We start from the raw sequence: 12048 nt of genomic DNA, 5'->3' as shown, positions 1-12048 counted from the left end.
GAATCCCGAGCGACCGCGTCATTGCACAGCCGGTTTCCGATGCGTCCCGCCCGCTCTGCCGAGCCGGGCGCCCCATCGGTATCGCCCTCGTCGTGTCCACGTCCGCCCCTGCGGGGCTTCACCGCCGGGCGTCACCGCCCGCCCGGGAAGACGGCTCCTCTTCAGACGGCTCTGCTCCCGATCCTCGCGCCGCCACACGTCTCAGGTCCCTCCAGGCCTGCGCCAAGGGCATGCATGCCCGGACAAGCCGGGTGAGAGCCCGAGGCAGATGCTCCAGAGCGGCAATGACGGCCAGCAGCGTGGCAATGGCTGTGACCAGTGTGTGAGTCATGGCGTTGTCGTAGGGGGTGGACGGGATGGCTGCTCACGGTTGCACGGCTGATACGCCCATTTGGATGTCTTCTCCCTGTCGCCGTTATCCGAACGACGGCCCCGCCCCTAGGACCCTGCCGACAACACTGTCCGGCGTGCAGGGAGAGGTATGCAGAACAGCCCCCTCGACGGGCCCCCGTCCAGGTCGCCCACCGGCGGGCTGCCCGCGGTCCATCGCGCGGAGGAAGCCCCCGGCCGGCTGCCGCTGTTCCACGTGCAGGTAGACGAGGACACAGCGGGTCTTCGTGAGGCTGAACAGCAAGCATCAGCGGACGACACGGCGCTTGCCGACGAGGACCTGGCCGTCTACGAGAGCCTGGCTGCCGCTGAATTCGGTGGTGTGGCCTGGGAACTCTTCGCGAACACCCTTGCCCAGTACGCCCACCCCATCATGACGAACTGGCTTTACACGGGACAGATCTTCGCTGCGTGCACGCAACGCGGCCGTCCGGTACGGCGACGCACCGAGCGGGACGCGGAGGCGCTGCGCACCGACCGCGACGAGCGGGACGGGTTGGTCTGCGAGGCGATCGCCCGTGGACTGCGGGTGTTCCAGAAGCACGCACTGACCCAAGGAGGCTGGCGTCCGGACGGCGGTGCGTCGCTGAAGACGTACTTCATCGGTGCGGTCGTCGGCGAGTTCGGCGGGGTCTTCGATCGCTGGGCGTCCGAGCGTGCCCGTGAACCCGCGTGCGCCCCGAACGGATCTGCGGAGTTGGGAAGCCAGCCCACCCCACACACGGAGTCTCCCGAGTCTCAGACCATCGGGCATGACGCTGTCGTGAACTTGCTCGCCCAGGTCAGGGACGATGCCACGCGGACCGCACTCTTCCTGTCGATCAGTGGCTACACCATGCAGGAGATCGGCGAGCACCTTCACATGTCGGCGGCAGCTGTGTCGATGAGGCTGTCCAGGCTGCGCAAGAACCCGCCGAGGCAGCAGGGCGGCCCACCTGCGGAATCCGATTCCGCGACAACGCGGCCCGGGAGGGAGGACGCATGAAGCAGGGAGACGTGACCGCTGAGACTGTCGCGCGAGCCATCGCGAGGATCCAGCAGGCCGCACAGAGCTCGGCCTCCGACACGTTCCGCGCATGCCTGCAAGAGCTGACTGGCATGCAGGAGAGCATCGCCCGAGGCGAATCACCCGATCCGGACAAGTACCCGGAGGGCGTCGCAGCTTTGCGGTTCGTGGATCAGCTCGATCGATCCTCGCTCGGCACACACGCCGCGCAGGGCCTGCGCGCACGGACCGGCCCCGAGGCGATGCGCCGTATCGCCGGGTGCCAGCAGGAACTGAACGCCGGGGAGACGGAGGCCGGGCCGGAGGATGAGCAGGTCTCGGGGGCGGAGCCTCACACATCACAGCGGTTCTGTTCCCGGGTGCGCGTCTACGGGGCAAAGCGTCTCAAGCAGCGGGAGACGCCTGCCGAGGGTTCCCGGTCGCAGCCCTTCTCGAAATGGTCGGTCCGAACGGACACCAGAAGCGACCTGCCTGGGGTGATCTGCAAGGTCCGTGTCCGTCTCGTCGTCTCCGACGTTTCGTCGATTCTTCTGCCCGCCGAGTTCCGTTACCGGCCAACGGACCCGTACGCGATCAAGGCGACCTTCCACACGGGGAGCGACGAATCCGTGTCCTGGGTCTTTGCCCGGGAGACAGCGGCTGCGGGCCTGCGCACGCACGCCGGAGCCGGAGACGTGAAGATCTGGCCGCGTCACGGATCCGAGTCGGAGGTCATCTGCATCTCTCTCGGTGCTACTGAGGGAACGGCCTTGTTGGAGGTGCCCAGGGCGGCTCTGCAGACCTTCCTGCGCAAGTCCAACGATCTCGTCGCGCCCGGCACGGAGGGGCAACACCTGGACATCGACAAGTCGTTCGACTTGATCACGTACCAGGCCAGAGGGGGATCAGCTGCGGACAAGAACTGATCAGCGAGAGCGGGCAGCTCGGGCACGTGGCGACACCGCCCGAAGCACGGGTCGGGCCACCACGCTCGCCCGGTTGCCCTGGGCGAACCGGACCCGGCGCCCTGCCACCGTTCAGACAGCCGGTGCCGTGAAGGGCATCACCAGCAGCCAGTGCTGGTTGTCGCCGGCGTGCTTGCTCCACAGCACCGGCCACGTACCGCGCTCCGCCTCGTGCGGTCTGTCGAGCACCAAGCCGGTTGCGACGTTCTCCAGGTAGTGCGCGCGGCCTCCGGGCGCCGGTTTGAGGCGCCAACGCTGCCGCGGCTCACTGGTCTCAGCTCGCATCTGCGGGTGGTCTCCGTCGTGGCTGCCGTGCCCGTCAAGGAACAGGTTGTTGCTCTGCGAGAGGATGCGCACTTCGCCCTCACGGCCCGAGGGGACAAGTCGCCACAGCTGATGTGCATGGCCGTGCGCCGACCACAGATGTGGATGTGAACCGTCCTCATGACGGAAGGCCGTGTCCAGGGCCAGACCGGAATCCACGGATATGATCAAGAACGGCCCGTCCTCCGTGATACTGCGCCGACGTCGCCTGAAGAGAGCTCCCACATCAGTGGTGGTGATCTTCAGAAAGGGCGGGAGGGGCGTGATCTCAGCGCCGATTCGGCGGTCTGGGTCTGTCACGGCGCCAGCCTAGGGGGCAACGGTCCGTCATTCAGCCCAATCGGTCTTCGCGAACGCGCCGACTGACTTGATCGTGAATTGAAGAAGGCTTCACCCCGTCATGAGCAGTCGCATACCGCGTCAGATTCCGGCAACAGACGCTCAGGCGCCGGCGCGGACCGCCACCAGGCTCGAACCCTGCGCATAGACAAGGCGGTTGTCCGAGAGGAAGAACGGTCGCCCGCTGGTCGTACGCCGCCAGGTGATTTTGCCGTAGACGTCGACGGCAACGATCTCACCCTTCCGGCCACTCCCGGGGAGGTACCAGGTGCCCTGCCCCAGCCCCTGGGCGGTGGGCTTGAGTTCCGCGGGGCGGCTGTGCGGCGTACCTGAAGGGGTGGGGTCCGGATCGCGGGAACTGCCGTCCACGCGATAGGCGGCAATGTCGCTGCCGTCGGCGACGGGATACTCGCCGGGCTTCAGGCGCAGCGGGAACTTGCCGTCGAAGTCGCGCCCGACCAAAGCGCCCGCCGCGTCCGGCAGGGTCAGTCGGTAGGCCATGAGGAGCGGGATCGACGGATCTCTGCGGCAGCCGTCGCGGACGGCCGCCTGGGGCTGGTCCCAGGTGAAGGCGCGCTGCCAGACCGGGGCCCGCGATTCGGTCGTGAGGTCGTACGCCGCTGCCCGCGCCCGGCAGCCGGGTCCGTGCGGGACCGTCATCACGAGGACGCGGTAGAGGGTGGGGAGCACCTGCCCGATTTCGCCTCGGGGCAGCTCGACGGGGGTTGAGCGGAGCCGGTCCTCACCACGACGTAGGAGCACGAGGCGGCCGTCGGCGACGAAGGCCAGCGGATCGCACTCCCGGTGGATGGTCACGCCGTCCCGCTCCCCGTCCTGGTTGCAGGGGGCGGCGAAGACGGCCGGACCGTGGGTGCGGTGCTTCCACAGGACCCGGCCCGTGGAGGCGTCCCAGGCGGTCAGGGTGCAGGAGGCCCCGGGCAGGCACGTGACGGCCACCGCCTGACGGGGGATTCTCGTCGTCGACACGACGGTGAGCAGCCGCAACTCCCCCCGGGGACGGGCCGGGGACGAGGCGAGCATCGCGAAGGCGCCCGTGACGGGATCGAGAGTCGCCAAGCGCGGCAACCGGCCGGACGCAGCCGCGCCGACGAGCGTCAACGAGCCGGAGGGGGTGGCGACGGCATGCGTCTGCCCCGGCCGTCCGGTCAGTGCGAACACCGACGGCAGGGCCGTACGCCAGAGGACCTTCCCGTCCTCATCGATCTTCGCCGCCACCCTGCCCTGCCCAATGACCCCCAGGCGGCGGTTGACCAGCGCCCAGCCGCCCGAGGCGTCCGTCGGCACGGGCAGCGGCACACGAAACGCCTCTTCGGGATCCACGTTCGGCGCGATGCGCGGCGGCGACGGCGCGAAGCAGCCGGCGAGCAGCGGAAGAATTACGAGAAGACCAAGCAGTCTGTGTCGCATGAAACCCCCCCGCACCACCCTGTACGGGCGAGCTGCCGGTGGGCAGCACGGAGGGACAACCGATTCGGTCACGGAACGATCAGCGACCCTGTGAGCGGGTCCGGTGCGGTCGGTCCGGAGAAGTCGGCGCAGTGCGGTTCCGTGCGGTCGGCGCGGTTCGGTGCGGCACTGCGCCGCGTCCTCATGGGACGGGAACGGTGACGCCGACGTGTGCCGCGATGCGCGCGATCGTCCGGGCGTTGTCCTCGAACAGGTGCGCCTGCATGCCCGCCGCCTCGGCGGCCGCCACGTTGACCGCGAAGTCGTCGATGAAGAGGCAGCTCTCCGGCTCCACCCCCAGGGCGGCGCAGAGGGCCTCGAAGGCGCGTGGGTCCGGCTTCTCGATGCCGAGTTCGTGGGAGTAGACGATCTGCTCGACCAGTTCGTCGAAACGGTACAGCTCCGTCTCCTGCTCCCGGGCGCCGACGAAGCTGTTACTCAGGATGCCCAGCCTGCACGTGCCGCGGAGCCCTCGCGCATAGGCGATGAGTTCCTCGTTGGGCGTGCCCAGGTACTCCGTCCAGAGGTCGGCCATCAACGCCTCGACCTGGGGCGCGTCGAGCGACAGACGTGCCGCCAGTTGCTCGTGCACCTCTCGTTCGCCGATGGTTCCGATGCTCCCGGCCTGCCATACGTCGCGCATCCGCTCGTGCATCGCGCCCGGCGACAACGCCAGGCGGGCTGACCACTGTTGATGCCATCCCGTCGCCGGTGTGAGTTCCAGTACGCCACCGATGTCGAAGATGACGCAGGCTTCGGTCACCGTCGTCACTGTCATTGCTCGAACTCCCGTCGCTCTGTGGATCCCCGCTCAGCGGGTCTTCGGCCGGTCGAACCACATCGTCGCCACCGACGGCAGCAGGCCCGCCCAGAACAGCACCTGCGGGCCCGTACGTTCCGTCCAGGGGAGCTGGGTGATCAGCAGGGCGCAGAGCATGGCCCACGCGGCTTGCCCCAGAACCACTCGGGACCAGGCGAAACGCCGGATGAGCGAGTGCAGGTTGACCTGGATGCCGGCGCGCAGACGGCGGTACCGCAGCAGGGCGCCCAGGACCCAGACGACCGCCATCGGAACGAGGTCCCACAACCGCTGACCGAGGACCAGCGGCAGCTCCCGCTGGGTCTCCCCGTCCGCCGCGAACAGGTCGATGCCCGCCGCGGCGAGGGCCAGACAGAGCAGGGCCGGCCAGCGGACGCCGCGCAGCAGGCGGTACGAGGCCACGTCCAGGCCCTCCCGCATCGGAGTGGAGCCGGGAACGGAGGCCAGCGCGTCGGCGTACAGGGTGGCGGCCTCCTTCGCCTTGACGCCGGGGGCAGTGGCCGCCTTCTGCGTCCGCCGGGCCAGCGCTTGTTCGTGCTGCGGGTCGAGCCGGAGGATGGCCTCGTCCATCCGGTCGGCGGCGCTCCGGTCGGCCGACATGTCGGCGATGAGCCACGCCACCTCGTACGCGTACACCTGCTCGGGACCCAGCCGGATGGCTTCCTGGGCGATGAGGCCGGCCTCCCGCAGGGCGGCCTGAAGGTCCTCGCGCCGGATCTCGCCGGTGCCCTGTCCGGAACGGATCGCCCTGATGCGCCACAGCCAGTCGGCGAGCCGCGCGTAGCCGAACCAGTAGTCGGGGGCCAGGCGGATCACCTCGCGCAGTACGCCCTCGGTCTCCGGGAAGCGGCCGCCCACGCGCAGGGCGCGCGCATGCATGAGGAGCGCCCCGATGTCCTGGGCGTTCAGGGCCAGCGCCTGCTCGGTCGCCTCCAGCGCCTTCGCGCCGTCCTCCTTGTCCTCGACATGGCTGCGGGCGAGTTCGACCCAGGCCCGGATGTCCTCGGGGTCCTCCGCGAGCCGCTGGTCCAGCAGCTCCCTGGCATCGTCGTACCGCTTGAGACCGATGAGCAGATCGGCCCGTTCCACAGCGGGGTGCAGGGTAGTGGTCACAGCTTGCGCCTCTTCTTCAGGTACGTCACCAGGTCGTCGTACATGCCGCCCTCGTTGGCGAACATCGCCACGTTGCGCGCGGAGGCGAACCACGGTTCGGCGGACGGCACGGCGTCCTTCGCGGCGGCCAGCAGGTCCTTCATGTTGATCATCCGTACGTTCCCGGAGCGCGCCGAGTCCAGCAGTGCCCGCTCGGCACCCGACTCGCAGACATGGGCCAGGTCCGCGCCGGACAGCCCCTCGGTGATCTTGACCAGCCTGCCCACGTCGACGTTCTCGATGGGCCGGTCCCGCAGGTGGTAGCGGAGGATGGCCTCCCGGGCGGGGGCGTCGGGCGGGAGGACGAGGATGGTCCTGTCGAGGCGGCCGGGGCGGCGCAGGGCGTTGTCCACGTCCCAGGGCACGTTGGTGGCGGCCAGGACGAACACACCCTCGTTCGCCGCCGAGTCGATGCCGTCCAGTTCGCCGAGCAGCTGGTTGACCACGTTCCGCATGCCGCTGTGCCCGGTACGGCTGCGCTTGGCGCCGAGGGCGTCCAGCTCGTCCAGGAAGACCACGCAGGGAGCCTGGCGGCGGGCGGTCTCGAAGACCTCGTGCATGTTGCGCTCGGAGTTGCCCATCCACATGTCGAGCACCTCGTTCACGGACACGGACAGGAACGCGGCGCCGAGTTCACCGGCCACCGCACGCGCGATGAACGTCTTGCCGCAGCCGGGCGGCCCGTACAGCAGCAGCCCGCCGCGCAGACTCTTTCCGTACAGCTTGCGCAGCTCGGGGTTGCGCAGCGGGGCGAGGAAGGCGGCCTCCATGCGGTCCTTCACGTCCTGCATGCCGCCGACGTCGGCCAAACGTACGGTGCCCGGCTCCTCCACGTCCCACGCGTCGGCGTCCGCGGCCTCGTCCTGCCCGTCCGCGCGGACGGGCGGCTCGACGAACCGCGGCGGCACTGCGTCCCCGACCTGTTCCTCGGCAGCCTTCCAGTCGAACCTGCCGCGAGGCCGCGGGGGTTGTCCGGGCGGCGGAGGCTGGGCGGGTGACGGAGGCTGGGCGGCCGGTGCCGGGGGCTCGGCGGGCGGTGGGGTTACGGCCGGGGCCGGCGCCGGGGCCGGGGCGCCCATCGCGCGCATCATCAGGTCCCGGGCCTGGGCGTCGCCCGGCGCATGCTGAAGGGCGACGGCCGCCTCGGCGACGGCATCGTCGGACCGGTCCGCGTCCAGCAGGAGCTGGGCCAGGTGCAGCCTCAGGGGTACGTCGGCGGGCACGGCGGCTACCGCGGCACGCAGGCTCTGTATGAGGGGGGAGTCGTCCGGCATGATCCACACCCTAACGTCGGGGCAGGACACCGCAGGTGGCGCTCGGCGTCCGGCCGCCCGGCCGGTCCGGGAGGGTCCGGGGTGGTCCGGGGCGGGCCGTCCGCTGCTCTGTGGCGACCGTGTCGCCCGGTCGGTCCGGGGCACGTTCGGGCATGCGCCCGGTCACGTCGCGGGGTTGTCGCGGAGCCATCCGCATACCTGTTGGGCGTGCGTGTTCGGCGGAAAGACGGGATAGAAGACGTGCTCGACCACGCCGTCCCGGATGACGAGGGTGAGGCGCTTGTGGAGTTGCACGCCGCCGACTTCGAACGTGGGCAGCCCGAGCACGGCGGACAAGCGGAAGTCCGTGTCGGAGAGCATCGGGAACGGCAGTCGCAGCCGGTCGACGACCTCCTGCTGGTATGCGGTGGTCTGACTGGACAGCCCGAACACGTAGGAAGCGCCTGCGGCCACGAGGTCGCCGTGGTGGTCGCGGAAGTCGCAGGCCTCGCTGGTGCATCCGCGGGCTCCGGGGATGCTGTTCCAGCCTTCGGGAAGGTCGGTGCCGGGCCGACCGGTGAGCGGGTAGCAGTAGACGATCGACCGGCCCTCGCCCAACGCGCGCAGCGAGACGGTGCCGCCTGTGGTGTCGGGCAGTTCGAGGTCCGGCACCGCCCGGCCGGGGAGGTGCGCGGCCGCTCCGTCGTCCTCGGGGGTGGGGAGGTCCGGGGGTAGGTCGGTGAGGTGACTCTCGGCGTTCACGGCGTTCCCCTCGACGGCGGATCGTTCGATACCGGACCCCTCGGCTCCGGGCCCCTCGCCTCCGGACACCTCGATGCCGGATCCCTCTGCGCCGAGTCCGGCGGCGCGGCTGCTGCGATGGGCGGCGTCGCGCAGATGCGGGGCCAGTACGGAGCGGCGGGCGGTGAGCTCGTCGATCCGCCGGGTCAGATCGTCGATGGCGTCGCGGTAGCCGGCCAGGGAGGACGGGCAGTCGTCCACACGGTCCCGGCCGTTGGTCAGGCATTCGAGGAACGGACGTGTCCGCTCGACCGGAATGCCAGGCGGTTCAGCTCCCGGGCCTCGCGCACCAGCCGGGCATCGTGCTCGGTGCAGTCCGGGTAGCCATTGGCGAGCCGCGCGGGGCGATCAGCCCCAACGACTCGTAGGAGCGGACGGTCTTCGTCGTCACGTCCGCGCGCCGCGCGACCTCACTGATCCTCATGATGCGATGAACGTAAACCCGTCCCCCGGGGGCAACGTCAAGCCACTTCCGAACGAAGCCCGCGAGCCCGGCCTCCGGGAGATGCCCTCAGGCCGTCTCGTGGCGAGCGCCCCCGCGCGACGCCCCCGTCCGCGGGGCATCCGCCAGGAACCGCGCGGGCGCGTGGCGGCGTCCGTTCAGGCACTCATGAAGATCACCGAAACTGCCGAAGGATCGCGCGCCCATGACCGGAACAGCCACCCGCTACCTCTATCTCACCCGACACGGCGAGGCGTCACCGGACGAGAGCGAACTGTCGGAGAACGGCCGCCGACAGGCCGTACTGCTGGGCGAGCGGCTCCGGCGCAGCCCGCTCACAGCGATCCACCACGGTCCGCTCCCCCGAGCCGCTCAGACGGCCCAGCTGATCCGCGACCGGCTCGACGGCGTGCCCCTGCACGTGTCCGAGCCGGCTGGTGACTACATCCCGTACCTGCCACAACGGCACGAACTGCCGCCGGAATCCGCCGACCGCATGCTGGGTCGACTGGCCGAGTTCCCTGCGGAAGAACGCGACCAGGGACCGGATCTGGCCCGGGAGGCGCTCGCCCTGTTTACCGGGCCCGTGGACGGTGACCAGCCACGCCATGAACTGGTCGTCACCCACAACTTCCTCACCGGCTGGCTCGTCCGGGCTGCCCTCGACGCTCCGAAGTGGCGCTGGATGGGGCTCTACCACGCCAACGCCGCGCTGACCGTCATCGAGTACACACCCGGCCGGCCCTCCTCCGTACTCCTCTACAACGACACCGGGCATCTGCCCACCGAACTCCGCTCGGCCTGCTTTCCGCCCGGCCTCCCTCTCTGAGGACAGGGCGGGCACAACAGGGTTCGGGCCGGGCACAAGGGTGCTTTCGGCGGGATCCCCCGCCGCGGCTGGCATCGTGGTCGTCCCCGCAGCATCGTGGTCGTCCCCGCGGCGGTGGCCCCGCTCCTCCGGAGACAGGACGCTTTGTCCCGCGATATCCGCACACCTAAATCCGGAGGGAAGGATTCCAAGGCCACTCACGACCTCCCGGGCCGGTCCGCGGAAGCGGAACCACACAGCTGAGATCCTTGAGCGAGGCGGAACGGAATAGGCCATTCCGATATTCCATGCCGAGTTGGCGGATCGAATCATTGAGAGGAAGCAGGAGGCAGGGAGGCTGTGACTATGAGTAAGCAAATGAATTCAGCCAAACTGGAGCCACTCAGCGACTGTCGCGCCGATTTGGCGCGAAGTAGGCCTAGCATGGCCCCGCAAGCCTCCACCGCGAGGAACTTCAGCCCCGTCCGGGCTGATTGATGACCATTTCCTGATTGGGTAACGCAGCAATGAGATCCAAGCGTATTGCCAAGACAATCACCGCCTTCGCCGTAGCCGCCGGAACCGGACTGGCACTGGCATCCCCGGCCGCGGCCTCAGCAGATCCGACCACGAGCTGCGGAGACATCTCGGCGCACGGATATTGCATCACCCTCTACTACAACAGCGGCAAGGCGGGTTCGAGCGTCTCCTACTGGGGTGGCCAGAGGAGCGATTTCGCGGGAGACAAGTTCCTGACGACTGGAGCAGGGAAAGGTACAGCCGTAAAGAACAACGCAGCCTCGGCGAAGTACATTTCGATCTTCTCGGACTGGGGCACGGTCTATTACAACAGCTACGGCGACGGCCCGTGCGACTCGATCGCCGCCAACCACTCGGCAAGCAAGTTGGTGAACACGTACAACGAGAACGCATCGTACTACCCGACCAACAGCAAGCCGTCTGGATGCTACGCGTTCTGATACGCACCTTGAAGCACCGCAGTCAGCTGCGTACTCCACATTTTGAATATCCCTGAGCCGACACTGAACGAAGACTCCGGGGCAGATAAGCATTGATTTCACCAGCCGGGCATACGTCGGTCGAAGAGACCGACCACGAGATGTGACCCGCCCTGTCGTAGCCGCCGTCCGGACAGCCGTATTACGCGCTGCCGCGGCGGCTACGCGTGGTCCGGTCCGCAGTGACTTCACCTTTCTCGCAGCACAAGGGGTTTCGCAAGAATGTCCCACCCACGCAAGCTTGTTTTTGCGCGACGTATCACCGTAATGGCGATGTCGACGGGAATGCTCTTCCTGTCAGTTTCGTGCGGGGAATCCAAGGACCGGACAGATGGCTCGGGCTCGCCGAGTTCCGAAAGCTCCACACCGTCACGTACGCCAGAAAACGGTCCTTCCTTCCAGTTGCCCATATCCCATTACAGTTTCACGACGGAAGAAAGCGCGCTGCTCTCCAAGGCCGAGGGCATCGCAACCCGACAGTGCATGGCCCGATTCGATCTGACATACGCACCCGCGCACCCCCGACTGGCGTCCGGATCCGATCGGCGTTACGGGATCACGAGCCGAGAAGAGGCCAAAGAGCTCGGATACCATCAACCCTCGTCTTCGGCGCAGACGAATGCAGCCCTACCGAAGCGTGACCTTCTGGTCCTCATGGGGAGTCTGCACCCGGAACAGGACTCCCCTGACACACAGACGGTAGAGGTAGACGGAAAGCAGGTCCCGGTTCCGGCCGGTGGATGCACGGGAGATGCCGCCAGGTCGGTGCGTGGGCCCTCCACGGAATCCAAGGGTGCCGCGACGGCCCAGAACATCGCCCTCACAGGCTTCAAGGAATCCCTCGCCGATGCGAAGGTGGCTTCTGTCCTGAAGAACTGGGCGAAATGCATGAAGGAGAAGGGCTTCACATATTCCTCACCCCTGGAACCGGCCAATGACTTCGCCGGGAAGCCGACCGCTTCCGCCGAGGAGAAGCGCCTCGCTCTCGCCGACATCAGCTGCAAGGAGCGGACCGATCTCGTGCGGGTCTGGGTCGGAGTGGAATCCGCCATCCAGAAGGCGAAAATCGCGGCGCACATGAAAGATCTTACCGATCTCAAGCACATCCATGCGTCTCAGATGAAGACTGCCCGTTCGATCATCGCGAAGAGTGGCGGGTGAACGACAACCGTCGGTTCTTCATGCCGAGCCGGTCTGCGTGAACCGCCGAGGTGGGCACCCTTCCTCAGGGTGGTCACCTTTCTCCGCTTCGCCACCCCTGCGGCAGATGGGCGGCAGGCGCA

At 68.2% G+C, this 12048-nt stretch carries 12 protein-coding genes; 5 read left to right on the top strand and 7 right to left on the bottom strand.

The features are described 5' to 3' along the window. Positions 1–481: 481 nt before the first annotated feature. Positions 482–1375, top strand: coding sequence for an RNA polymerase sigma factor (locus tag ACGFZA_RS31095; RefSeq protein ID WP_393683455.1), 894 nt, complete (start codon positions 482–484; stop codon positions 1373–1375). Next, positions 1372–2301 carry an SsgA family sporulation/cell division regulator gene (locus ACGFZA_RS31090; protein WP_393683453.1) on the top strand — a complete coding sequence of 310 codons (930 nt, stop codon included), beginning with the start codon at positions 1372–1374 and terminating at the stop codon, positions 2299–2301. The genes ACGFZA_RS31095 and ACGFZA_RS31090 overlap by 4 nt, the downstream gene beginning before the upstream one ends. Before the next feature lie 111 nt (positions 2302–2412). On the opposite strand, the gene ACGFZA_RS31085 is transcribed toward ACGFZA_RS31090, so the two are convergent. The 7 genes from ACGFZA_RS31085 to ACGFZA_RS31055 form a co-directional block, all read right to left on the bottom strand. Continuing rightward, positions 2413–2964, bottom strand: coding sequence for an RICIN domain-containing protein (locus ACGFZA_RS31085; protein ID WP_393683451.1), 552 nt, complete (start codon positions 2962–2964; stop codon positions 2413–2415). Positions 2965–3105: 141 nt separating this feature from the next. Next, positions 3106–4431 carry a PQQ-binding-like beta-propeller repeat protein gene (locus ACGFZA_RS31080; RefSeq protein ID WP_393683449.1) on the bottom strand — a complete coding sequence of 442 codons (1326 nt, stop codon included), beginning with the start codon at positions 4429–4431 and terminating at the stop codon, positions 3106–3108. 181 nt (positions 4432–4612) lie between these two features. After that, a complete protein-coding gene (locus ACGFZA_RS31075) occupies positions 4613–5233 on the bottom strand; it encodes an HAD-IA family hydrolase (RefSeq protein WP_393683776.1) in 621 nt (206 codons plus the stop codon). A 48-nt stretch (positions 5234–5281) separates the two neighbouring features. Next, positions 5282–6403 (bottom strand): tetratricopeptide repeat protein, encoded by a 1122-nt coding sequence (locus ACGFZA_RS31070; RefSeq protein ID WP_393683447.1) that lies wholly within the window; start codon positions 6401–6403, stop codon positions 5282–5284. Next, positions 6400–7716: an ATP-binding protein gene (locus tag ACGFZA_RS31065; RefSeq protein ID WP_393683445.1), complete on the bottom strand. Its 1317-nt coding sequence runs from the start codon at positions 7714–7716 to the stop codon at positions 6400–6402. The genes ACGFZA_RS31070 and ACGFZA_RS31065 overlap by 4 nt, the downstream gene beginning before the upstream one ends. Positions 7717–7878: 162 nt before the next feature. After that, on the bottom strand, positions 7879–8697 hold the full coding sequence (locus tag ACGFZA_RS31060; RefSeq protein WP_393683443.1) for a redoxin domain-containing protein: 819 nt from the start codon (positions 8695–8697) through the stop codon (positions 7879–7881). A 67-nt stretch (positions 8698–8764) separates the two neighbouring features. Continuing rightward, positions 8765–8920, bottom strand: a complete 156-nt coding sequence (locus ACGFZA_RS31055; protein WP_393683441.1) for a MerR family transcriptional regulator — start codon at positions 8918–8920, stop codon at positions 8765–8767. A gap of 223 nt (positions 8921–9143) precedes the next feature. Between ACGFZA_RS31055 and ACGFZA_RS31050 the strand changes: the two genes are divergently transcribed. The 3 genes from ACGFZA_RS31050 (at position 9144) to ACGFZA_RS31040 (ending at position 11926) form a co-directional block, all read left to right on the top strand. Next, positions 9144–9767, top strand: coding sequence for a histidine phosphatase family protein (locus ACGFZA_RS31050; protein ID WP_393683439.1), 624 nt, complete (start codon positions 9144–9146; stop codon positions 9765–9767). Positions 9768–10258: 491 nt separating this feature from the next. Continuing rightward, positions 10259–10726, top strand: a complete 468-nt coding sequence (locus ACGFZA_RS31045) for a hypothetical protein (protein ID WP_393683437.1) — start codon at positions 10259–10261, stop codon at positions 10724–10726. Positions 10727–10987: 261 nt separating this feature from the next. Next, entirely contained in the window at positions 10988–11926 is a 939-nt protein-coding gene (locus ACGFZA_RS31040) for a hypothetical protein (RefSeq protein ID WP_393683435.1), read from the top strand. Positions 11927–12048: the final 122 nt, after the last annotated feature.

This window comes from Streptomyces sp. NPDC048211 (assembly GCF_043202315.1).
Lineage (GTDB): Bacteria > Actinomycetota > Actinomycetes > Streptomycetales > Streptomycetaceae > Streptomyces.
This window is presented reverse-complemented; position numbering and strand designations above follow the sequence as displayed.